General features: G+C 39.1%; 19 protein-coding genes and 1 tRNA gene. 4 read left to right on the top strand and 16 right to left on the bottom strand.

Annotated elements, in window-relative coordinates; all coding sequences use genetic code 11:
- Positions 1-64: 64 nt before the first annotated feature.
- The 5 genes from FTV32_RS00790 to gap form a co-directional block, all read right to left on the bottom strand.
- Positions 65-841 carry a M48 family metallopeptidase gene (locus FTV32_RS00790; RefSeq protein ID WP_180027585.1) on the bottom strand — a complete coding sequence of 259 codons (777 nt, stop codon included), beginning with the start codon at positions 839-841 and terminating at the stop codon, positions 65-67.
- 102 nt (positions 842-943) lie between these two features.
- Complete coding sequence (locus FTV32_RS00785) at positions 944-1252, bottom strand: hypothetical protein (RefSeq protein WP_180027584.1); 309 nt, start codon at positions 1250-1252, stop codon at positions 944-946.
- Positions 1253-1389: 137 nt separating this feature from the next.
- A complete protein-coding gene (locus FTV32_RS00780; protein ID WP_035265875.1) occupies positions 1390-2709 on the bottom strand; it encodes an adenylosuccinate synthase in 1320 nt (439 codons plus the stop codon).
- A gap of 70 nt (positions 2710-2779) precedes the next feature.
- Entirely contained in the window at positions 2780-3946 is a 1167-nt protein-coding gene (locus FTV32_RS00775) for an ATP phosphoribosyltransferase regulatory subunit (protein ID WP_180027583.1), read from the bottom strand.
- 227 nt (positions 3947-4173) lie between these two features.
- On the bottom strand, positions 4174-5205 hold the full coding sequence (gene gap, locus FTV32_RS00770; RefSeq protein WP_180027582.1) for a type I glyceraldehyde-3-phosphate dehydrogenase: 1032 nt from the start codon (positions 5203-5205) through the stop codon (positions 4174-4176).
- 374 nt (positions 5206-5579) lie between these two features.
- On the opposite strand from gap, the gene alaS reads away from it, so the two are divergent.
- The 3 genes from alaS (at position 5580) to csrA (ending at position 10118) form a co-directional block, all read left to right on the top strand.
- Positions 5580-8273 (top strand): alanine--tRNA ligase, encoded by a 2694-nt coding sequence (gene alaS, locus FTV32_RS00765; RefSeq protein WP_180027581.1) that lies wholly within the window; start codon positions 5580-5582, stop codon positions 8271-8273.
- A gap of 65 nt (positions 8274-8338) precedes the next feature.
- The gene (locus FTV32_RS00760) at positions 8339-9619 is read left to right on the top strand and encodes an aspartate kinase (RefSeq protein ID WP_092766113.1); all 1281 of its coding nucleotides are present in this window, start codon (positions 8339-8341) and stop codon (positions 9617-9619) included.
- Between the two features lie 244 nt (positions 9620-9863).
- Complete coding sequence (csrA, locus tag FTV32_RS00755; protein ID WP_035265869.1) at positions 9864-10118, top strand: carbon storage regulator CsrA; 255 nt, start codon at positions 9864-9866, stop codon at positions 10116-10118.
- Positions 10119-10184: 66 nt separating this feature from the next.
- Here csrA and rnhB read toward each other — a convergent pair whose 3' ends face one another.
- Both rnhB and FTV32_RS00745 read right to left on the bottom strand, forming a co-directional pair.
- Complete coding sequence (rnhB, locus tag FTV32_RS00750) at positions 10185-10751, bottom strand: ribonuclease HII (protein WP_180027870.1); 567 nt, start codon at positions 10749-10751, stop codon at positions 10185-10187.
- Between the two features lie 66 nt (positions 10752-10817).
- Positions 10818-11198 carry a hypothetical protein gene (locus FTV32_RS00745; RefSeq protein WP_180027580.1) on the bottom strand — a complete coding sequence of 127 codons (381 nt, stop codon included), beginning with the start codon at positions 11196-11198 and terminating at the stop codon, positions 10818-10820.
- A gap of 203 nt (positions 11199-11401) precedes the next feature.
- Between FTV32_RS00745 and FTV32_RS00740 the strand changes: the two genes are divergently transcribed.
- Positions 11402-11959, top strand: a complete 558-nt coding sequence (locus tag FTV32_RS00740; protein WP_180027579.1) for a cytochrome b — start codon at positions 11402-11404, stop codon at positions 11957-11959.
- A gap of 12 nt (positions 11960-11971) precedes the next feature.
- Here FTV32_RS00740 and FTV32_RS00735 read toward each other — a convergent pair whose 3' ends face one another.
- The 9 genes from FTV32_RS00735 to FTV32_RS00695 all read right to left on the bottom strand — a co-directional run bounded on the left by FTV32_RS00735 (position 11972) and on the right by FTV32_RS00695 (position 23908).
- Positions 11972-12295: a hypothetical protein gene (locus FTV32_RS00735; protein WP_257227564.1), complete on the bottom strand. Its 324-nt coding sequence runs from the start codon at positions 12293-12295 to the stop codon at positions 11972-11974.
- Positions 12296-12425: 130 nt separating this feature from the next.
- Positions 12426-13424: an adenosine deaminase gene (locus FTV32_RS00730; RefSeq protein WP_180027578.1), complete on the bottom strand. Its 999-nt coding sequence runs from the start codon at positions 13422-13424 to the stop codon at positions 12426-12428.
- Between the two features lie 73 nt (positions 13425-13497).
- Positions 13498-14817 carry an NCS2 family permease gene (locus FTV32_RS00725; RefSeq protein ID WP_180027577.1) on the bottom strand — a complete coding sequence of 440 codons (1320 nt, stop codon included), beginning with the start codon at positions 14815-14817 and terminating at the stop codon, positions 13498-13500.
- 451 nt (positions 14818-15268) lie between these two features.
- The gene (locus FTV32_RS00720) at positions 15269-15385 is read right to left on the bottom strand and encodes a hypothetical protein (RefSeq protein ID WP_092766106.1); all 117 of its coding nucleotides are present in this window, start codon (positions 15383-15385) and stop codon (positions 15269-15271) included.
- 235 nt (positions 15386-15620) lie between these two features.
- Positions 15621-17825, bottom strand: a complete 2205-nt coding sequence (locus FTV32_RS00715) for an OsmC domain/YcaO domain-containing protein (RefSeq protein WP_180027576.1) — start codon at positions 17823-17825, stop codon at positions 15621-15623.
- Between the two features lie 235 nt (positions 17826-18060).
- Entirely contained in the window at positions 18061-20292 is a 2232-nt protein-coding gene (locus tag FTV32_RS00710; protein WP_180027575.1) for an NADP-dependent isocitrate dehydrogenase, read from the bottom strand.
- Between the two features lie 565 nt (positions 20293-20857).
- Positions 20858-20934 (bottom strand) — tRNA-Val (locus tag FTV32_RS00705).
- A 26-nt stretch (positions 20935-20960) separates the two neighbouring features.
- The gene (locus FTV32_RS00700; protein WP_180027574.1) at positions 20961-22973 is read right to left on the bottom strand and encodes a DUF3488 and transglutaminase-like domain-containing protein; all 2013 of its coding nucleotides are present in this window, start codon (positions 22971-22973) and stop codon (positions 20961-20963) included.
- A 29-nt stretch (positions 22974-23002) separates the two neighbouring features.
- Entirely contained in the window at positions 23003-23908 is a 906-nt protein-coding gene (locus FTV32_RS00695) for a DUF58 domain-containing protein (protein ID WP_180027573.1), read from the bottom strand.
- Between the last annotated feature and the right edge of the window lie 3 nt (positions 23909-23911).

Raw genomic sequence — 23911 nt, 5'->3', positions numbered from 1 at the left:
CAATTTACTAAGTGGTAAATATAAAAAAAAGGATGCTAACGCATCCTTTTTTAGCTTTATTCTTTTAACGGCGACTATGGTTATAAATCGCTTGAGCTGCAGGTAAGTTTTTACGCATCGCCTCAATTCGTTGAGCATTTGAAGGGTGTGTTGATAAGAAAGATGCATTGCCACCATTACTTGCTTTAGCCATTTTCTCCCATAATGTAATCGCTGCTTGTGGGTTATAACCAGCTCGAGCCATTAACATTAATCCACCCTGATCAGCACGGCTCTCCAAGTTACGTGAATAAGGCAACCCTACACCCAGTTGAGAACCAATTTGTGCAACTGCTGCGCCACCTTGACCTACCCCAGCTGCACTTAAACCAACACCTAAAGCCAAGTCAGTTAAAGCTTGAGCACCCAATTTACTTTTTGCATGCTCTTCCAAAGCATGGATCATTTCATGTCCCATGATGGCCGCAATTTCAGCATCTGTTAAATTTAAACGTTCCACAATACCTGTATAAAAAACAACTTTACCACCCGGCATGACAGAAGCATTTAATTCACTTGATTTAATTACAGATACCTGCCATTGGAATGGCTGACCCGTTTGATTCATTTGATCAGCATATGGACGCAAACGATTGTATACATTCGTAATACGCTTATAGGTATTTGAGCTTGTATCCAATAGACCCTTGCTGCGAGCTGTATCAATGGCTTGCGAGTAACTTTGTGCAGCAGCTGCATTTAATGTCGCTGAGTCCGCACCCGCCATATCCGCAAATGTTGTACACCCTGAAATCGAGATTACCGCAGATGCCGTAAGACCGAGCAATAATTTGTTCTTCATTATAATGTTCCAATCTACTTGAAAGTACTTGTTCATAATTATAGACAAACTCAACTAAGCTTAATATCTCATTTTTCTTCACTTTTTTATTTGTTATGTAATTTAGTAAACAAATTGATAGCTGATCCAAAAGACCAAACAAAAAATATTAAGCACGAGATAGGTTTGACTCCACGGTTTTAAACGAGTTTCAAGCTTCTCATCTTTACGTTTAAAAAATAAATAGGTGTTCTGAATTAAAATAATAGGGACCAATATGCAAGCGATCATAATCGACAGCCCAATAAAGACTTGGTAGACCACATCTTCGGCTACTGTTTGAGATCGAATTATCATCATCGCAATGGTGGGTGCCCCCCCCATTGCAAATAACAACGAATAAAACATTGTTCCAGAAATATTTTTATGCATCCTGCACACTCTATTATTTTATACATTCGATTTTAACAATCTCTAAAATTCAGCACAGCCAATTTTTATACAACTTTGGTCGTTGTTTAGATCAAAAAAAGCCCTGTGATATCACAGGGCTTTTTTAAAACTTTTAATTAAGCTTCAAACGGGTGACGAAGAATAATCGTTTCATCACGGTCTGGACCAGTTGATACGATGTCGATTGGACATTCGATTAACTGTTCAAGTCGCTTAATATAGTTGATTGCTGCTTCTGGCAATTGGTCTAAAGATTTAGCACCAAAAGTAGACTCAGTCCAACCAGGCATTGTTTCGTAAATTGGTTTTAAAGTTTCAAATGCAAGTGCATCAGAAGAACCTACGCAGCCCGAATCTGCAGCTTCATAACCTACACAGATTTTGATTTCTTCTAAACCATCAAGAACGTCAAGTTTAGTCAAGCAAATACCCGAAAGTGAGTTTACTTCTACTGAACGACGAAGGATTTCAGCATCGAACCAACCACAGCGACGTTGGCGACCAGTAGATGCGCCAAATTCTGAACCTACAGTACCAAGGTGCTTACCAATTGCATCACCAACATCGTTTGCAGCATCATAAACCAACTCAGTTGGGAATGGACCTGCACCTACGCGAGTTGTATAAGCTTTGGTAATACCCAATACATAGTCAAGGTGTAATGGACCAAGACCAGAACCAGAACTCACACCACCAGCAGTCGTATTTGAAGATGTTACGTATGGATAAGTACCATGGTCAACATCAAGAAGTGAGCCTTGAGCACCTTCAAACATGATGTTGTCACCGTTCTTACGATATTTATGCAATTCGCCAGTAACATCAACAACCAGTGGAGCAACAACTTCACGCCATTGATCACATAACGCAAGCACGTCTTCAAGCTTAACCGCTTCTACACCGTAGAATTGTGTTAATTGGAAGTTATGGTATTCAAGTAACTCTTCAAGCAATGCTTTAAGATGATCACCACCACGCACTAAATCAGCGACACGAACCGCACGACGTGCAACTTTATCCTCGTACGCTGGACCAATACCACGACCTGTTGTACCAATCTTGGCATTCCCACGTTTTTTCTCACGTGCTTGGTCTAATGCAATATGGTTTGGCAAAATTAATGGACAGTTTGGAGAAATACGTAAACGTTCTTTAACTGGCACACCTTGCTCTTCAAGAATCGTCATCTCTTTGATTAACGCTTCAGGAGAAAGCACTACACCGTTACCAATTAAGCAAAGTACGTTTTCACGTAAAATACCAGATGGAATGAGGTGTAAAACAGTTTTCTTACCACCTACGACGAGAGTATGACCTGCATTGTGTCCACCTTGATAGCGAACAACTGCAGCCGCTTGATCTGTGAGCAGGTCAACGATTTTACCTTTACCTTCGTCGCCCCATTGGGTACCAAGTACCACAACATTCTTGCCCATAATAGCCTCATTGCATCATGCTGTTAAAATTGAAGAACATGATTTGAAATTTAGTATTCAAATCAGGTGATTAAATCTTTTCGAGTTTCCACTCACCCGCTTGATTCACCAATTGGTGAGTCGCGTTAGGTACTGAATTCAACTCATCTTGACCAAGCAACTGCACAACGCTTTTGCCTTGATCACGTAATCCTTGAATTGCTTTGACTAGGTCAGCATTATTTCCCTTAGGTGCAACGATCACTTCCAATGCTTTAAATTGACCAGCGCTTAAAGCGTATAAGTCACATGAAAAGCCAGTTGCTGGACGTGCACGACCAAAATGCTCACCAATACCATCATAACGTCCACCTTGAGCTAATGGCGCAGCACGATTTGGTGCATACACTGCATACATTAAGCCAGTGTGATAGTGATATGAACGAAGCTCTACTACATCGATACCAATATGCAGATTTGGCCAACGTTGCTGAATCGCATCTTGTGTGCTTTGAACTGCATTAAATGCTTCTTGGAATGCCGAATCTTCTAAGATTTCTTGGCTTAAATGTGATTTTAAAGCGACTAAATCACTTGCATAACGACCAAGCGCATAAAAATCAGATCCGAATTTAAGTTGTTGCGTATATTCAGCAAGTTCTGGCAATGCTTTACGCTGATATAAATCAGATAGATGCGACTCTGTAGCTTTGTTCAATCCTGCATGTTTAACTAAGCTACGGAATAGACCAACGTGTCCAATATCTAAATGGATCGCCTCAGTTACACCTGTATTTTTTAATAATTCCAACATAACATCGATCATTTCGACGTCAGCATCGATATTGTCTGAACCAAACAACTCAGCACCGAGCTGTAAAGGCGCACGTGTGGTATTGAAACCTTGTGGTTTGGTATGAAGTACCGTTCCAGCGTAGCAATAGCGTGCAACACCTTCAACTGGATACACGTGTGCATCAATACGCGCCACCTGAGGCGTCATATCTGCACGCACACCAAGTAAACGACCTGAAAGTTGATCGATTACTTTAAATGTGGCTAAGTCTAAATCTTGATTCGATTCTGAAAGAGAAGATAGAGATTCGATGTATTCAATAAATGGCGTGTACACCAATTGATAACCTCGAGCTGCGAGGAAATCTAACGCGGTACGACGCAAAGTTTCAATAACTTGCGCTTGCTCTGGTAATACATCAGCTACACCATCAGGTAATAACCATGTCTCTGAAATGGGCATGTTGTAAACCTAAATTCTGTCAGCGCGGAACAAATCCGCATAAAAAAATCGGGAACACACCCGATTTCTCCTAGTCTATCACGATCAACCCCCATGTGCATCAGACTTTTAAATAATTAAATCGGAATTTTAGATTATTCATAAGCTTCGATTGGTAATTCTGAACGCACTAGCAGTTGATCTATGTTATAGACATAAGCCTTTATAAAAGACACAGCATTTCAGTTTCATGACTGATCTGGAAATGAATGACATAAATCCAGTAAACGATTCGCATATCCCCATTCATTATCATACCAAGCATAGACTTTAGCTTGCTTCCCGACCACCATGGTTTGAGTTAAATCTACAATGAGTGAAAACGGAGAATGATTAAAGTCAGATGATACTAAAGGCTCATCTGTTACCGACATAATTTCCGAAAATTGCTCTCGTGCTGCTGAAATTAACGCTTCATTTAACTGATGGTCTGTAATTGGCTGTTGCGCTATAAATGTCAAATCAATAGCTGCCACATTAATGGTAGGAACACGAATTGAGTAACCGTCTATTCGCCCTTCCATTTTTGGCATGACACGTTTGATTGCACCTAGAGCAGATGAAGTCGTTGGAATAATGTTTTGCCCAGATGCCCTCGCACGACGTAAATCGCGGTGAACATGATCTAAAACGGATTGATCCGCTGTAACAGCATGAATTTCTGTCATTAACGCACTTTCTATGCCAAAGGCATCGTCAATAATTTTGACCAGAGGAACCAATGCTTGTGTCGTACATGAAACACTCGAAATAATCTGATCTGTAGTTTTAACCTCTTTATGATTTACCCCGTACACAATTGCAGCATCAACCGTATCAAAAGGTGCAGCCCCAATTATCACACGTTGAGCACCAGCATTGAGATGACGTGTCGCTTCTGCTCGAGATCTAAATAAACCAGTACACTCTAAAACAACATCAACGTTTAAACGCTTCCATGGCAGTTGATCAGGTTCTGTTTGACAGTGGACTTCAATAGTTAATTTTTTTTGATAGGCATGAATATTGAGAAATACTTGCTCTGCAACATAACTCAACTCCACTTCCCCATGAAATCTTCCATGTGTGGTGTCATATTTAAATAAATGAATTAAAGTTTCTACATCAGCCACATCATTAATCGCAACGATTTCAAAATTGAATTGTTTTGGATTTTCAAACCAAGCTCTTAAAACATTTCGCCCGATTCGTCCAAATCCATTAATTGCGATACGCTGCATATGTAACCTTCAACTCTTTAATACAAGTTCTTGAAAGCTCTATGTTAAAGTATTTCTAAAATATTCAGTAATAAATAATGGTCTTATGACTACTCAATATTTTTGATTGATCTTCGTGCGAGATACACTGCTTAAGCATTTGATAATGATCTCAACACCAATAATGATTAAAATTTCACCTAAAATCAAAATTAAAATTAAAGAGAATTGTCATTAAAACACTTTAAAATCATTGGTACAGGTGGCAAATTCCGTTATAATTTGGCGTTTTTAAACTTTTAGCCCGGTATGCTGGGGTGAATTTTTTTGTGAATTCGCACTTTATTTCCCAGACATATTATTTGCCAATACAGAATTAATGGAGTGACTTGGTTGTGAGTACTCGTTTTATGACATCAGCTGAAATTCGTGAAGCATTTTTGCGTTACTTTGAATCGCAAGGCCACACACGTGTCGCGTCGAGTTCTCTAGTTCCTGCCAACGACCCAACTTTGCTCTTTACAAATGCTGGTATGAACCAGTTCAAAGATTGCTTCTTAGGCCTAGAAAAACGAGATTATGTACGTGCAGTGTCATCACAAAAATGTGTTCGTGCTGGCGGTAAACATAACGACTTAGATAACGTGGGCTACACAGCTCGTCACCATACGTTTTTTGAAATGTTAGGTAACTTCTCTTTCGGAGATTACTTTAAACGTGACGCGATTAAATTCGCTTGGGATTTCTTAACCAATGAAAAATGGTTAGGTCTACCTAAAGACAAATTATATGCAACGGTTTATCACACTGATGATGAAGCATTCGACATCTGGAACAAAGAAATCGGTCTAGATGAGTCTCGCATTATCCGTATCGGCGACAACAAAGGCGGTCAATACGCTTCAGATAACTTCTGGGCAATGGGCGATACAGGTCCTTGTGGTCCATGTTCTGAAATTTTCTATGACCATGGCGATCACATTTGGGGCGGCTTACCAGGCACACCTGAAGAAGATGGCGACCGCTTCATCGAAATTTGGAACAACGTATTCATGCAGTTTAACCGTACTGCTGATGGCGTACTCCATCCGCTTCCTGCTCCGTCTGTCGATACAGGTATGGGCCTAGAGCGTATTTCTGCTGTTTTACAACACGTCAACTCAAACTACGAAATTGATCTATTCCAACACCTATTAAAAGCTGCAGCTGAAATTATTGGTTTAGATACTGCTGAACTTGAAGCGAAAGCGCAAGCGGAAGGCAAACCAGTTGAATACCCAGCATCACTTAAAGTCGTTGCCGACCATGCACGTTCGTGCTCATTCCTAATCGCTGATGGCGTAAACCCATCAAATGAAGGGCGTGGCTACGTTCTACGTCGTATCATCCGTCGTGCAGTTCGTCATGGTAACAAGTTGGGTGCGACAGGTTCATTCTTCCACAAAATGTTAAAGCCTTTAACCGAGGTGATGGGTGCTGCATATCCAGAACTTGCGGCAAACCAAGCACGTATCGAAGCACAACTTCTAAAAGAAGAAGAGCAATTCGCTAAAACCTTAGAACAAGGTTTGAAATTGCTAGAAGGCGAACTTGCTAACTTAAAAGGTTCTGTCATTCCGGGCGAAGTGGTCTTCAAACTTTACGACACGTACGGCTTCCCAACTGACCTTACAGCGGATATCGCACGTGAACGTGATTTAACCATTGACGAAGCTGGTTTTGAAAAAGAAATGGCTGCTCAACGTCAACGTGCACGTGATGCGGGTAAATTCGCAATCGACTACAACAGCGTTGTAAAAGTTGAAGGCGAAACTCAGTTTGACGGCTACGATGCAACTGCTGGTGAGGGTCAAATCATCGCAATCTATAAAGATGGCGAACAAGTTGATGAAGTCGTTGAAGGTGATGAAGCTTTAATCGTTCTAAACCAAACACCTTTCTATGCAGAAAGCGGTGGTCAAATCGGTGATACAGGTATCTTTAAAAACGATACAGGTATTTTCGAAGTTCAAGACACGAAAAAATCTGGTGGTGCGTTCGTTCACCAAGGTATCGTGACCATGGGTAACTTTAAAGTTACTCAAAATGTAGAAGCAACAGTTAAAGCAGACATCCGTGCAGCAACAGCACGTAACCACTCTGCGACTCACCTTCTACATGCTGCACTTCGTCAAATCTTGGGTTCACATGTTCAACAAAAAGGTTCATTGGTTGCTTCTGACGTGTTACGTTTCGACTTTGCCAATGATCAACCCGTGACATTTGAACAGATTCAAGAAATTGAACGTCTGGTAAATGCTGAAGTGATTGCCAATACGCCTGTAACAACCGAACTCCTTGACATCGAATCTGCAAAAGCTAAAGGCGCGATGATGTTGTTTGGTGAGAAATATGGCGAAGAAGTTCGCGTACTTTCTATGGGTTCAATCATTGAAGAGAAAAACTTCTCGATCGAACTTTGTGGCGGCATTCACGTAAAACGTACAGGTGACATTGGTCTGTTCAAAATCACTTCTGAAGGCGGTGTTGCTGCAGGTGTACGTCGTATTGAAGCAGTTACAGGTTCGAAAGCAATTGAGGTGGCTCAAAAAGCTGATCGAGACATCAACACGATTAATGGCTTATTGAAAGCACAAAAAGATCAAACGATTGAGAAAGTTGAAGCCTTAGCGGACACAGCATCAAGCTTACAAAAGCAAATCGATCAATTGAATCAAAAACTTGCACATTTACAGGCGGGTGAACTACTTAGCCAAGTTAAGGAAATTGCAGGTCGCAAAACGTTAATCACGACTGTTCAAGGTATGGATGCGAAATCACTTCGCAATCTACACGACGGCGTGAAATCAAAATTAGAAAATGCTGTGATTGTCCTTGCAGGTGTAGAGGGTGACAAGGTGAGCTTGATCGCATCTGTAGCTAAAGACTTCACAGCTTCTATAAAAGCAGGTGACATCATCAAACACTTAGCAACTGAGCTAGGTGGTAAAGGTGGTGGTAAGCCTGATTTGGCACAAGGTGGCGCGCCACTTAACGAGAAGTTTGCTTCTGTCATGGCAGAATTAACTGCTTGGCTAGCTGCAAAATAAAACTTCACCTTTTGTGTAACTGACCTTGAACAACTCTTCAAGGTCATGGTTTATATGGAACAACTATGGCATTAATCGTTCAAAAATATGGCGGTACTTCAATGGGTACTCCTGAGCGCATTTTAAATGTTGCTCGTCGTGTAAAGCGTTGGCATGATCACGGCCACAAGGTTGTGGTTGTTGTATCAGCAATGAGTGGTGAAACTAATCGCCTACTCGCTTTAGCGAAAGCCATTACCGACACCCCTGACCCACGAGAATTAGACCAAATGGTTTCAACGGGTGAACAGGTAACGATTTCAATGTTAGCAATGGCACTGAATTCTATCGGTGTGGAAGCGAAATCTTTGACTGGACGCCAAGTTGGTATTAAAACTGACAGCTCATTCACAAAAGCACGTATTGAATCAATTGATACAGATGTCATGACTGAACAATTGGATGCTGGTCGTGTCATCGTTGTTGCAGGTTTCCAAGGTTTTGATGCTAATGGAAACACAACAACTTTGGGTCGTGGTGGTTCTGATACTTCTGGTGTTGCATTAGCAGCTGCACTCAAAGCGGATGAATGCCAAATTTATACAGATGTGGATGGTGTATATACAACAGATCCACGTGTTGCACCAAAAGCGAAGAAAGTTGATCGTATTTCTTTTGAAGAAATGCTTGAAATGGCTTCTCTTGGTTCTAAAGTTTTACAGATCCGTTCTGTTGAGTTCGCGGGTAAATATCAAGTCCCTTTACGCGTACTCTCTAGCTTCGACAATGAAAATGATGGCGCATTTGACGAAGAATTTAAAAACAACGTCGGAACACTTATCACTACTGAATTGGAAGACAACATGGAACAGCCAATTATCTCTGGTATCGCATTTAACCGTGACGAAGCTAAATTAACTATCTTAGGTGTGCCTGATCTTCCTGGTATTGCATCTAAAATTTTAAAACCGATTGGTGATGCTAATATCGAAGTGGATATGATCATCCAAAACGTTGAAGAAGATGGTACAACTGACTTCACATTCACAGTCAATCGTGGCGAACTTGCTAAAGCTAAAAAAATTCTTGAAGAAACTGCTCAAGCAATCGGTGCTCGTGAAGTTGCAACACGTGATGATATTGTAAAAGTATCTATCGTAGGTGTTGGTATGCGCTCTCATGCTGGTGTTGCAAGTAAAATGTTTACAGCACTTGCTGATGAAGGCATCAATATCCTGATGATTTCAACTTCTGAAATCAAAATCTCTGTTATTATTGAAGAAAATTATTTAGAGCTTGCTGTTCGCTCACTTCACACTGCGTTTGGTCTTGACCGCGAACATGGTGAGTCTAGCGCACGTGCTTAATTTTCTGCCATGAGTTAGCAGAAACAATGCATACTTGATGAAGAAATATTCAGAGCCACTATAGTTTTTCCTATAGTGGCTCTGTTATATTAGGTCTAGAGGTTTATGGGATAATTTCAATAGTCCTGTGCGAATGGTTAAATTCGTCGCATTTATCTATTAAAATATTTCGTGGTGCCGAGGTTGTTATTTTCACTTTTTGAAAAAACTATCGCAGGTTTAGCGTTTAAGCAAGGAGATAAACATGCTGATTCTCACCCGTCGTGTTGGTGAAACATTAATGATTGGGGATCAAGTCAGTGTCACTGTACTTGGTGTAAAAGGTAACCAAGTGCGAATTGGTGTGAATGCGCCTAAAGAAGTATCTGTACATCGTGAAGAAATCTATCAACGAATTCAGCATGAACGTGCGATGCATGAGCACTTGCAACATCTTGACCAAGATTACCAACCTTCTTACGAAGAAGAGAATTACACTCAAAATGATTTCAATCGTTGATTAGAAATGATTTTGTGACTAAAGCGGCTAAATTTAGCCGCTTTAAATTTTTGGTGTTTAAGCTGTTTAAAGTCCCAATGATTTACGTACTGGACCAAAACTACGCCTGTGCTCTTCAACCACGCCAAACTGTGCAATAGCTTCAAAATGAGCTTTGGTCGGGTAGCCTTTATGTTTTGCAAAACCAAACTGAGGATATTTAGCATCAAGTTCTAACATTTGATGATCACGTGTCACCTTAGCCAGGATACTGGCAGCAGAAATTTCTGGATGTAATGCATCTCCTCCAACTACAGCATCACAACTCATACTCAATCCTTGGGGAATTTTATTACCATCAACCAATACATGTTGTGGTTGCACAGTCAATTGTTCAACGGCACGACGCATTGCCAACAACGAAGCATTCAATATATTGAGTTCATCAATTTCTTGATGACTCGCTTCAGCGATAGCCCAAGCTAGTGCTTTTTCTTTGATCTCTATAAATAATTTTTCACGTTTCTTTTCACTGAGTTTTTTAGAATCATTTAACCCAAGAATCGGATTGTTAGGATCCAAAATTACAGCAGCCGCAACGACCGATCCCACCAGTGGACCGCGCCCTGCTTCATCAGCACCAGCAATCAACATCATTTTCCTAATTTATCCTTAAAAAAATAGGCCGATCATAATCAGCCTATTCATGTATCTTTGAAATTAACGTACAGCTTCAGCTACACATTCATTAATAGTTTTAGTCACGATATTGCTGACGATTGTTGCACGTGCTGTTGGATCAATCGCTGCTGTAGCCAAATCAACCGTAGTTACGCTTTGAGGAGCTTTTTCACTTACACATCCACAAATTTCACCTTGGATATTTTCTTTCTGCTCTGCAGTCATTAATTTCGTTGCAGTTTTCCAAGCAGAAATATTGTTCAATTCAGTTGTGCATTTTGCATTGATCGCAATTTTAAGTGCAGCCGAACCCAACTGTTGAGTGGTATTTGCGGCAGGTGATGATGTCCCTGTTGTACCTGTAGCACAAGCTCCGAGCACCAATGTCATTGGTGCGAGTAAAGCAATTAATTTTTTCACAGTGTTGTCCTTATGATCTTACGAATTGAGCTATTTTGCCTAATGTCACCTCACGAAGAAATAGATTTTTTGAATTTCCCGACTATATGCTCAGTTATAAGTCGCATTCCGTTGCATATTTTCAACACTGTGTCTCATTTCAATACTTATAAATAATTTATGCTTAAATTATGATGTGCGAAATTCAATCATAAGTTTATATCATGAATAATAAATCCAAATATTACACACGCACAGCTCAAGTCTTGCATTGGGTCATGGCGATTATTTTTATCACGGCGTGGACGATCGGCTTTTATAGCGGCAATTTTTTAAGTTATGAAGTAGATGGTAGCTTCAAAGGTGACGTCATCACGCTTCACAAAAATATTGCAACCACCATTATTTTTCTGGTCGTGGTTCGTATCTTTTGGCGTTACACCCATCCTGCACCTGAGTTACCAGAGACAATGTCTCCCCTCATGAAAAGACTTGCACATTTAGGGCATCTTGGACTTTATTTTATGCTTCTGGCTTTACCAATTACGGGTTGCTTATGGAGTTGGAGTCTCGGCTATCCTGCACCAGTATTATTCTTATTTGATCTACCTGCTTTAATAGGTGAGAATCCTCAAGTAACTGAAATTGTAAAACCACTACATATTTGGATTTCTTGGGCTGCAGGTTTACTTTTACTCGGACATATTGCTGCGGCATTAAAGCATCACTTTATAGATAAAGATCATGTCTTAGACAGCATGACCAAACAACCTAAAGATTGATTGAGTACGGCTCTAAATTTCTGAGTTAGATTTAGAGCTAATCACACATGCTTTTAGGCTATTCAACATGGCTTTTCGAATGACTTCTTGCTTGATATCTTCGTTAACTGTTGCTTTGGCAAGTTCCTGAGCCGGAATATCTTTTAAAGCATGATTTGATACACAATCACAGGTTTCTAATTTTAATTTCTTTTTGTTTTCTTCATTCATTAAATGTGTCGTTATTTTCCATATTTTTGAATGATTGACTTCACGCTCACATTGATACTGGATGACAGGCTTTAATATACGCTGTGTCAATGTCGTATTTGCATTCGCGATAACTACGGGCAACATTAGCAGACTCAGGCAAAACAAAGACTTCAATTTTAACATCACATTCGGCTCTATTGTTTAAAGCATATTAAACCAAAGGTGGGATTTTGCCCCCACCTTCCAGTATTTTACATAAATAAGTTTAACTGTTTTAAATTGCGAGAATTTTATCTTTCCACTTTTGTTTTTGCACATCGGAAATAAACGATGCTTCAAATGAATTTATAGCGAGTTGCTTTAATTCATGATTTGTTAAATCTAAGGCCTCAGCAATCGCAATAAAGTTATCATTCATATAACCACCGAAATAAGATGGATCATCTGAATTGACGGTTACATGCACACCCTGCTGTAACAAACGGCGAATATTATGATCTGCCATATCATCTACAACACAAAGCTTTAAATTTGATAATGGACAAACCGTTAAAGGCATTTTTTCAGCAATCAAACGCTCCAACAACTTTGGATCTTCTTCAGAGCGTACGCCGTGATCAATACGATTCACTTTAAGTACATCCAAAGCTTCCCAAACATATTCTGCTGGACCTTCTTCACCTGCATGAGCAACAACCAAAAATCCTTCATCACGTGCTTTTGCAAATACCCTTTCAAATTTAGAAGGTGGATGCCCAACTTCACTTGAATCTAACCCTACCCCAATAATTTGGTCTTTGTAAGGTAACGCTTGTTCAAGTGTTTCAAATGCGGCCTCTTCACTCAAATGGCGTAAGAAACACATAATCAAATGCGTTGTGATGCCTAATTTTTCCTCAGCATCGTGGCAAGCTCGTTTTAAGCCTTTAATTACCGTTTCAAATGACACACCACGATCCGTATGCGTTTGCGGATCAAAAAACATTTCAGTATGAACCACTCGATCTTCTGCACATTTTTCAAAATATGCCCATGCAAGATCATAAAAATCTTGCTCATTAATCAATACATTTGCACCTGCATAGTAAATATCTAGAAATGATTGCAGATTGTGAAAATTATAAGCCTGTTTGACTTCTTCAACTGATTGATATGGGATTGCAATTTCATTGCGCTGAGCAATGGCAAACATCAACTCAGGTTCAAATGTCCCTTCAATATGGACATGAAGCTCAGCTTTAGGTAAAGCTTTAATTAACTCAACACGGTTCATTGCTACTCCTCATGAAACCAAAAAATAAAAAGGGTGCAAACTGAGTTTACACCCTTTTAAAAACTGTTAAAAATTAGCCGCCAAACATTGCAAATTTTAGCGCCCATAATACTGCGATAATCCATACCATATATGGTACTGTAGATGCTTTACCTGTAAGTAACTTCACCAACGCATAACTGATAAAGCCCATGGCAATACCATCAGCGATTGAGTAAGTGAACGGCATAAACACGATCGTTAAGAAAGCAGGAACCGCTTCAGTAATATCATCCCAATCAATATGCGTAATACCCTGAATCATCAATACCCCTACAAAGAGTAAGGCTGGTGCAGTTGCAAACCCAGGAACAGATTGAGCCAACGGTGCTAAGAACAAACAAGCAATAAAAAGTAAACCAACTACTACAGCTGTAAGACCTGTACGGCCCCCTGCTGCTACACCCGCAGAAGACTCAATATATGGTGTCGTTGATGATGTACCTAATGCAGCACCAGCAACAATCGCGGAAGAGTCTGCAAACAGAGCTTTCTTCAAGCGTGGCAATTTACCATCTTTGAGTAAACCAGCACGATGTGAAACACCAACCAGCGTTCCTGTTGAATCAAAAAGATCAACTAAGAAGAACACAAAAATTACACCGATTAAACTTGCGGTAAATAAGCCTTCAAAATCCATTTGCATGAATGTTGGTGCAATTGAAGGAATTTGACCAACCACGCCTTTAAATTCACTCAATCCTAGGAATGTTGAGATTGCAGTCAGCACTAAAATACTAATGATAATCGCACCACGTATTTTGAAGTGATGCATAACAACAACCATCAAGAAACCGAATAAGGCTAAGAGAACGGTTGGTTGTTTTAAATCACCTAAACCCACTAGAGTCGCAGGATTATCCACAATGATGCCAGCATTTTTCAAAGCGATTAATGCTAGGAATAAGCCAATACCACCACCAATAGCCAATTTTAAAGACATTGGAATAGCATTCACGATAGCTTCACGAATTTTAAACATACTGATCGCGATGAAGACCAGACCAGACACAAATACCGCAGCTAAAGCGGTTTGCCAAGGCACACCCATTCCTAAACATACCGAATAGGTGAAATATGCATTTAAGCCCATACCCGGAGCCAATGCGATTGGGTAATTGGCAATAATACCCATGACAAAACAACCAATTGCTGCTGCCAAACATGTCGCAACAAATACCGCACCATGATCCATTCCTGTTTCAGACAGAATCATTGGATTGACAATGATGATGTAGCACATTGTCAGGAATGTCGTCATCCCTGCAATAATTTCAGTTCGAAAAGTTGTTTTGTTTTCGCTTAGTTTAAATAAGCGTTCAAGCAAACCCGCTGAAGAATTTGGATTTGTCATTGTCGAGCCCCTGCTTAAGATCGAGCGATTCGTAAAAATTATTTAGATCATTTATTCAATGATTCATTGGCAAATGTAGCTCAGATGACGCATTCAATAAACGTACCAAAATGAAATTTCCGATAAATTGAAGCACAATTAAAAAAGCTGCAATAAAGCAGCTTTGATATGATGATCTATCAATTGAACAGTCGCTAGACAATTCGATCTATCGGGATATATTTTTAATTATAACATAGACTGAATTTGAAGGGCTGAATACACAGTCATAGGTTATAAAACGCTAAAATTTAATCTTTATTTAAATCACGTTAAAAAATATAAATTTAAATATACCCCTTAAAAAATCACTGATGATTTTTAGATCATTTAATTTTAAATGGTAGAGTAAATTAAGCTTGCTAACAGTGAATACTTTCTAAATTTGCACTCTTACCGATCAATATGAACATTATTTCATTTGGAGGTATTCCCAAATTAGGTAACCTAATCCAAAGCCCAAACAGGAATACGCAGTAATAATAAAGAAAACGAAACTTGCTTTATTCTTTTTTTTCAAGAAATTCATAATGCTCGCCTTAAGTTAACTCGTCATGCACTATGATAATGCATTTAGCTAATAATACTAGTTAAATAGAATTATTTCCCTTAAATATCAATAAATTAATATTTTTAATAAATACTATCAGTACTTTTCATAACAACTTCATTTTATGATAAAAAATTGAGCACCCTAACTAGATGCATCGATTTGCTGATCTTTAAAATAAAAAGGCCACTCTTCATAGTGGCCTTTCATTCGATCAGTTTTGTTGAGAAACAAAACGTGCTCTGGCAGCATGAAGCTTCTTATAGCTCTCAATAAGTTTTAAATGACGATCGAGACCTTCAAGTTGCATATTGGTTGGCGTCAATCCATAAAAACGCACATCACCTTCGATTGAGCCTATTGCAGCATCAACTCTCTCATCACCGAACATACGTCTAAAATTCGGTTCATAGTCTTCAATTTCCATTTCTTCATCTAACAATACTTCTAAAACGACATCCATGCATTGATAGAATAAACCGCGCTCTACAGTATTGGTGTTGTATTGTAAGAACTGTTCTACTTGGTCTTTCGCTTCTTCGAAATTTTCCAAAGCTAAGTTAATCAATAATTTTAATTCAAGAATAGTTAACTGACCCCACACCGTATTATCGTCAAATTCAACACCAATCAAGGTAATAATATCGGTATAGTCATCCACTTCAACTTCTTCAAGTTTATCAAGCAAAGCTTCGAGCTGTTCATTATCCAAACGATGTATATTAAGAATATCTTCTCTAAAAGCTAAAGCTTTATTGGTATTATCCCAAACCAGATCTTCAACCAAATACACCTCAGAATATCCTGGCACCAGAATTCGGCATGCAGTTGCACCTAAATGTTGGTATACAGCCATGTAAACTTCTTTACCCATCTCTTTTAGGATATTGAACATCTTTTCAGCTTCTTCAGCGTTTGTATTTTCACCTTGACTGGTGAAATCCCACTCTACGAAATCATAATCAGATTTCGAACTGAAGAATCTCCAAGACACAACACCCGATGAATCAATAAAGTGTTCCACAAAGTTATTTGGTTCTGTCAGTGCATGGCTATTGAAAGTAGGACGTGGTAAGTCATTTAAACCTTCAAAACTACGACCTTGTAAAAGCTCTGTTAGGCTGCGTTCTAATGCAACTTCAAAGTTTGGATGAGCCCCGAATGATGCAAAAACGCCACCCGTTCTTGGATTCATTAATGTCACGCACATGACTGGGAATTTCCCACCTAATGAAGCATCTTTGACCAGCACTGGAAAACCTTGCTCCTCAAGCCCCTTAATACCCTCAACTATTTTTGGGTACTTTGCTAGAACATGTTCAGGTACATCTGGCAGGGTAATTTCACCCTCTAAAATTTCGCGCTTAACCGCACGCTCAAATATTTCAGATAAACATTGTACTTGTGCTTCAGCCAAGGTATTTCCTGCGCTCATACCATTTGACAGATACAAATTTTCAATCAAATTTGAAGGGAAATATACAATCTCACCGTCTGACTGGCGCACAAATGGTAACGAACAAATACCTCTCTCAGTATTGCCAGAATTTGTGTCGTACAGATGTGTGCCTAATAACTCATCTTCAGGATCGTAAATTTCAAGTGTATATTCATCTAAAATTTCTGATGGCAATTCACCATTTGGACCTGGTTGGAACCACTTTTCATCCGGGTAATGCACAAATTCAGCATTTGCGATTTCTTCACCCCAAAATTGGTCGTTATAGAAGAAATTACAATTCAAACGTTCAATAAACTCGCCTAATGCAGACGCTAAAGCACTCTCTTTCGTTGAACCTTTACCATTGGTAAAGCACATTGGCGCTTGTGCATCGCGAATATGTAAAGACCATACGTTTGGCACTATATTCCGCCAAGACGCAATTTCAATCTTCATCCCTAAACCCGCCAAAATTGAAGACATGTTGGCAATCGTTTCTTCAAGCGGTAAATCTTTGCCCGGAATAACAGTCACATTTTCCTTGGCAATATTTGGCATAAGTAAAGCTTGAGCATCCGCATCAATGCTTTCAACTTCCTCAATTACAAATTCAGGACCTGTTTGAATGACTTTTTTTACAGTGCAACGGTCGATTGAACGCAAAATACCTTGTCGATCCTTCTCAGAGATATTTGAGGGTAATTCGACTTGAATTTTAAAAATTTGTTTATAACGGTTTTCTGGATCAACAATATTATTTTGGGATAATCGAATATTTTCTGTAGGAATATCTCGTGCAGCACAATACACCTTTACAAAATAAGCTGCACATAATGCTGAAGACGCAAGAAAATAGTCAAATGGGCCTGGTGCAGATCCATCACCTTTATAACGAATAGGTTGATCGGCAATAACCGTGAAATCGTCGAACTTTGCTTCCTGTCGAAGATTGTCGAGATAATTGACTTTGATTTCCATGCGGGCACCTACAGAACTTATCCAAACAGCTAGATAAGTTAAAAATAAATTAAAACGCATTGTAATCAGAAATGCATGCAAATTGAATGAAAGTTTTTTAGATCCTCCCCTTAAGCTCTCTCTAATTTGGCGTAATCAGTGTTTTATTTACAAAAATTTTAACAAAAAAAAGCTGGTACCGAAGTACCAGCTTTTTTAATCCGCCAAACTGAAATTCAGTTCAACTTAAGTGTTATTAGATGCTTGCAATAGCAGCATTTAAAGTTGCACTTGGACGCATAACTGCATTTACTTTCTCTTGATCGATTGCGTAGTAACCACCGATATCAACAGATTTACCTTGAACTTCTGCAAGTTCGGCAACGATCTTCTCTTCATTTTCAGCTAAAGTCTTCGCTAAAGTAGAGAATGTCGCTTTTAATTCAGCATCTTCGTCTTGAGCTGCTAATTCTTCAGCCCAGAACTTCGCTAAATAGAAATGGCTACCACGGTTGTCTAACTCACCTGTACGACGTGATGGAGATTTGTCGTTGTCAAGTAATTTACCAGTTGCAGCATCCAATGTTTTCGCAAGAAGTTTAGCTTTAGGGTTGTTTTCTTTAATACCAAGCTCTTCAAGTGAAACAGCGAGTGCAAGGAACTCACCTAAAGAATCCCAACGTAAGTGGTTTTCTTCAACAAGTTGTTGTACGTGTTTAGGTGCTGAACCACCTGCACCAGTTTCGTACATACCGCCACCCGCCATTAAAGGCACGATAGACAGCATTTTCGCAGAAGTACCAAGCTCCATAATTGGGAACAAGTCTGTGAGGTAGTCACGTAGAATGTTACCCGTTACAGAGATTGTATCTAGACCACGAGCAACACGCTCAAGTGTGTAACGCATTGCACGTACTTGAGACATGATTTGGATGTCTAGACCATCTGTATCGTGATCTTTTAAGTATTTTTGAACTTTCTTGATCAATTCGTTTTCGTGTGGACGGTATGGGTCTAACCAGAAGATTGCTGGCATACCAGAGTTACGTGCACGTGTTACAGCTAGTTTTACCCAGTCGCGGATCGGTGCATCTTTCACCTGACACATACGCCAGATATCACCTTCTTCCACGTTTTGAGACATTAAAACTTCGCCAGTTTCGATATCTGTGATGTTAGCAACACCAGCTTGCGCGATTTCGAAAGTTTTGTCGTGTGAACCGTATTCTTCAGCTTTTTGAGCCATTAGACCAACGTTAGGTACAGTACCCATTGTACGTGGGTCAAAGTTACCATTCCACTTACAGAAGTTGATCATTTCTTGGTAAATACGTGCAAATGTAGATTCAGGCATTACTGCTTTACAGTCGTAAGGCTTGCCGTCAGCACCCCACATTTTACCACCACCACGGATCATTGCAGGCATAGAAGCATCTACGATCACGTCGTTTGGAGAATGGAAATTAGTGATACCTTTTGCTGAATCCACCATTGCTAAAGCAGGACGGTGTTCTTGACATGCGTGTAGATCTTCGATGATCTCTTCACGTAAAGAAGTCGGTAAAGTTTCGATCTTCTCGTAAAGACCAGCCATACCGTTGTTTACGTTAATACCTAGTTCGTCGAACAGTTTACCGTGTTTTTCGAACGCTTCCTTGTAATAAATCTTCACACAGTGACCGAATACGATCGGGTGTGAAACTTTCATCATGGTTGCTTTAACGTGTAAAGAGAACAAGATGCCCGCTTCTTTACAATCATCTAATTCTTTTTCATAGAAGTCGCAAAGTGCTTTCTTGCTCATGAACATAGAATCGATGATTTCGCCGTCTTGCAGTGCAACTTTTTCTTTAAGAACGATGGTTTCACCAGAATTCGTGATCAGTTCCATTTTCACATTGCGAGGACGATCTAAAGTCATAGACTTTTCGCCGTGATAGAAGTCACCTTCATCCATGTGAGAAACGTGAGTTTGTGACCACTGTTTCCACTCACCCATAGAATGTGGGTGTTTTTTCGCATAGTTTTTAACAGCAGCAGGGGCACGACGGTCAGAGTTCCCTTCACGCAATACAGGGTTTACTGCTGAACCTAAGCATTTACCAAAACGTGCTTTGAGTGCTTTTTCTTCTTCAGTCGTAGGATTCTCAGGATAATCTGGAATTGCATAGCCTTTTGATTGAAGCTCTTTGATACATGCAGTCAACTGAGCTACAGATGCACTGATGTTTGGAAGTTTGATGATGTTTGTGTCTGGATCTTGTGTAAGACGACCTAATTCTGCAAGATTGTCTGATACTTTCTGCTCTTCGCTAAGGTATTCAGAGAATTCAGCGAGCACGCGTGCTGCAACTGAGATGTCAGTTTTTACAATCTCAACACCAGCAGGCTTAGTAAAGGTCTCAATGATCGGCAGTAGTGAGTAAGTCGCCAGTAATGGCGCCTCGTCGGTCAGTGTGTAGATGATAGTTGACTTTCCACCAGCCATATATAGCCCCTTGCTTTGGATTGAGTTACAGAGCACCGAACTTTTGGTCCAGTCTCTTAGAACCGATTTGCTTAAATTAAAACGTTGAGAGTATCGTTCTTCGTCGCATTTCAGTCAATGAAATAAGCTTTTAGTACGCTATTTTGATGAAATAACATACAAAATAGTATCCATCTTTAGTTTGATAATACTGTATGAATTTCATTACTTCTGAATGAAAAGTGAAGAACTGGTAATGAACGTTGATCTCAACTTCCCTGTAATATGAACATTATACGTGTCTCATATTTAAACAGGATGGCAAAAGCGTACATTTCGGGCGTTATTGTAAGTGTTAATGTACGGGTATATTAATAAATTACGGAAATACCCAATATTTAGATTAAAGCATTTTGGGTATTTATACTTAAAATATATAATTTAATATCAAATTTAGAGATTTTTTAAACGCAATTTTTCTTGATAGAGCAAGTGATAACGAATACTTTACTTTTAAAAAAAGAAGTAATGTCTTGATTACGAAAAAAGGGCTTAAGTAAAATACTTAAGCCCTTTTTTTAAATCTTGGTAGGTATATCCAGACTCGAACTGGAGACCTCTACGATGTCAACGTAGCGCTCTAACCAACTGAGCTATACACCTAGAATGCTTCGCATCTTATGCAAAAATCACTTGGCTGACAAGCCTTTTTCATATTTAACCAAAAGATATGAACAAGTTTTAATCATTGACTTAAAATTTGCAAACTCTTGTTTAGAAATACTCGATTGTGAATAACTTAAGTGCTCGTACAGAATGATAATTTCGAGGAAAACAGCTCTATCATTTTGACTTAAAGGTGATGAAATTCTTTCTAACCATTGTCGAACCGTTTCGTAAGAATAACGGCGACTGTGAAGTCCTAATTTTCTATTAAAAACATGAAGTACCCAATCGATTTGTGAATAGTGTTTTCTCTTTTTTCTCAACATCCATAGCACATAACATCCTAATATGATCAGTGAGCCTGCAAGGATAATCACAAACACTGAAGCAACTGAATGAATTCCAAATTTTGTCATCCAACTCAGCTGTTGATCAGCGTTATATCCAACAACTTTACTTTGCCATTGATAACTTGCGTAATCACTCCATATGCGAATTTTTGTCAAAAAAGGATATTTTGCAACTGACCAATTTTTATTCTCAGAGTAAAGTGTTTGGTTATTTTGAATTAAACTTTGCATTCCCTGGTCAATACGCTCTGGAGCAATCATTGCAGTGGGATCAATCCTCTGCCATTGACCTCCAAAATATACTTCAGTCCAAGCATGTGCATCTAACTGCCTCACTTCCCAACTTTTTTGGTCTGGCGCAAATTGACCTCCTTGATAACCTGTTACGACTCGGGCAGGAATACCGACATAACGCATCATCATGACAAAACTAGAAGCAAAATGCTCACAAAATCCTTGTTGTGAATTAAACATAAATGCATCTATCCGATCACCACTCAAAACACCGGGAGATAAAGAATACTGAAAGCTATTTTGCTTAAACCAGTCTAAAACTTGCTGGATATAACGCTCTGGCTGCTCTCCACTTTTAATAAATAAGTCCCATGCTAAACTTTGACTTTTGATATCGTGCTGACGGAGATACTGGGTGTAATACTGAATTTGAAACTGACTAAGTTCATGATTTATTTTCGTCCCACGCCCTAACCAAACTAAGTTTATAGGTTGAGCCGTTTGAATAGGTCGTTGAGCTGAAATACCACCGTCATAACGGAGATAATAATTTCGTTGTTGAGGTACAGATTGCTCTAATCCCATGATCCATTCTACAGAAGAATCTTTAGCCAAATATTGATATTCAACTTTTTGATTTAAAATAGAAATTTGATAAGAGTTTAACTCGTTTAACCCTCTATTAAATCCATGACTCGTCCATTTTTGACCATCATATTGATCTAAGACCAAAGCTCGCCAATACATTTCTGAACGCGTCGGTAATTTTGTCATATCACCAATAATACGAAATGCCAATTCATTTGACTGAGACAGCTCAGCAATGTCACCTGGGGACATAGAGTCACTGATTCCTGTCATCCCCTTATTTTGTTGAATGGGAATATGCCAGAGCGGAGGTAATCGTGGGAAAAAAATAAAGAGCAATATAAAAAAAGGAATTGCCAATCCGATAAATTTACCGACATGAATGATATCGTGCTTTAAGCCATTTTTAGTTTCAGGAGTGGACAGAAACTCCGCGGTTTGAATTCTATATAGTCCTACAAAACAGCTCACTAAACACAATACCACTCCCAAAGCAACATACAACGTTTGACTGTATAAAAACGTGCTTGCCGCCACGAATAAGGCAAAATTAAAAACGATGATCAAATCACGTTTTTTTTGGGTTTCTAATGCTTTTGCAAATAGAAAAGTTGTCAGCGATGCTACGCCAGCCTCAACACCAACAAAGGTATGGTAATGCAGATAAATCGCGCCAAGTGCAATTGCTGTAAAACTAAATTTTATTGCTTTGGAGACATTTTTTTTACTTTTTTGAATATGCCATAAATATATAAGCTCAATACAGAGCACCAAAATTAAAGCATAAGGTAGATAAATAATCTGGATAAATAAAATGAGTGCCAAACTCAATAGCATGGATTGTGAAACTTTAGGATGTACCATATATCTAAACCTATTTTCTATTTCACACTTTATGCCTGAGCAAGCAGAATTTTAGCCTGCTTGATATGCTCAACTCCAAATCCTTGATTCAATTCGGCATGAGGTAACACCAGCTTAAAAGGAATTTGTAATTGCTCACACTGCTCCACCACACCCATCATATATTTTAGCTTTTCTTCATGCTCGACTGACGGCATATGATGATAATGAATATCAACACATCGATCCTGTTGATGCTCTTCAAAAACTTTAATATACAAACCTTGTCCACGAGCAGCCTGCTTCCAAGATACACTTTGTAATGAGTCGCCGACCTGAAAACTTCTTAATTCTTTAAACTCATCTTTTTCCTGATCCAATACAAATGCATTTGAAAAGCTTGTATTCGGATTTATTTTGGCTTGAGGCGCAATCCATGCATGTCGTCCATGAAAGATATAAGTCCAAGCTCGAACTAGACCAAATGGATACACAGAAGCAATGCGTATATCGGGATAGTTATATTGTCCTCGTTGATCAACCTGAATCGGTATAACACATTCAGACTGTTTTTGATCAAAGTGAATGTGCTGTGTCTCAGAATCGATGGAGATCAATAAATAACGTGAATATGAATAAGGTTGATTCAAGTAGATTTTAAATAAAATCGAGTGCCCTACCTGTCCGACTTCATCAGTAATGATGTCTATCTCAAGACCATGCAATTGTTTAAAGGTGATATAAAAACTAATGCACAAGATCGCACTAATTAAAAAGCAGAAACCCAATATCAAATTATTGGCATAGTTAATACCCGCAATAAATGTGATCAAAATCAACACAAGATATAAGAAACCTTGCTGATAAATAAAAATCAAAATATCGCGTTGACCAATTTTTTTACTCTGCTCAAACCGAAATCTTTTTTTTAACCATTGCTTCCAGATACTGGTCACCTG

This window comes from Acinetobacter sp. YH16032, from assembly GCF_013417345.1.
GTDB lineage: Bacteria > Pseudomonadota > Gammaproteobacteria > Pseudomonadales > Moraxellaceae > Acinetobacter.
This window is presented reverse-complemented; position numbering and strand designations above follow the sequence as displayed.

Excerpts from the sequence above, each read along its gene's own strand:
- FTV32_RS00720 (WP_092766106.1), bottom strand. The coding sequence starts at position 15,385 with ATGAATTTCTTGAAAAAAAAGAATAAAGCAAGTTTCGTTTTCTTTATT.
- FTV32_RS00715 (WP_180027576.1), bottom strand. The coding sequence starts at position 17,825 with ATGGAAATCAAAGTCAATTATCTCGACAATCTTCGACAGGAAGCAAAG.
- FTV32_RS00790 (WP_180027585.1), bottom strand. The coding sequence starts at position 841 with ATGAAGAACAAATTATTGCTCGGTCTTACGGCATCTGCGGTAATCTCG.
- FTV32_RS00760 (WP_092766113.1), top strand. The coding sequence starts at position 8,339 with ATGGCATTAATCGTTCAAAAATATGGCGGTACTTCAATGGGTACTCCT.
- FTV32_RS00780 (WP_035265875.1), bottom strand. The coding sequence starts at position 2,709 with ATGGGCAAGAATGTTGTGGTACTTGGTACCCAATGGGGCGACGAAGGT.
- FTV32_RS00785 (WP_180027584.1), bottom strand. The coding sequence starts at position 1,252 with ATGCATAAAAATATTTCTGGAACAATGTTTTATTCGTTGTTATTTGCA.
- FTV32_RS00710 (WP_180027575.1), bottom strand. The coding sequence starts at position 20,292 with ATGGCTGGTGGAAAGTCAACTATCATCTACACACTGACCGACGAGGCG.
- rnhB (WP_180027870.1), bottom strand. The coding sequence starts at position 10,751 with ATGTTGATTGCTGGTGCTGATGAAGCAGGGCGCGGTCCACTGGTGGGA.
- FTV32_RS00730 (WP_180027578.1), bottom strand. The coding sequence starts at position 13,424 with ATGAACCGTGTTGAGTTAATTAAAGCTTTACCTAAAGCTGAGCTTCAT.
- FTV32_RS00740 (WP_180027579.1), top strand. The coding sequence starts at position 11,402 with ATGAATAATAAATCCAAATATTACACACGCACAGCTCAAGTCTTGCAT.
- FTV32_RS00775 (WP_180027583.1), bottom strand. The coding sequence starts at position 3,946 with ATGCCCATTTCAGAGACATGGTTATTACCTGATGGTGTAGCTGATGTA.
- csrA (WP_035265869.1), top strand. The coding sequence starts at position 9,864 with ATGCTGATTCTCACCCGTCGTGTTGGTGAAACATTAATGATTGGGGAT.
- FTV32_RS00725 (WP_180027577.1), bottom strand. The coding sequence starts at position 14,817 with ATGACAAATCCAAATTCTTCAGCGGGTTTGCTTGAACGCTTATTTAAA.
- FTV32_RS00735 (WP_257227564.1), bottom strand. The coding sequence starts at position 12,295 with ATGTTGCCCGTAGTTATCGCGAATGCAAATACGACATTGACACAGCGT.
- gap (WP_180027582.1), bottom strand. The coding sequence starts at position 5,205 with ATGCAGCGTATCGCAATTAATGGATTTGGACGAATCGGGCGAAATGTT.
- FTV32_RS00700 (WP_180027574.1), bottom strand. The coding sequence starts at position 22,973 with ATGGTACATCCTAAAGTTTCACAATCCATGCTATTGAGTTTGGCACTC.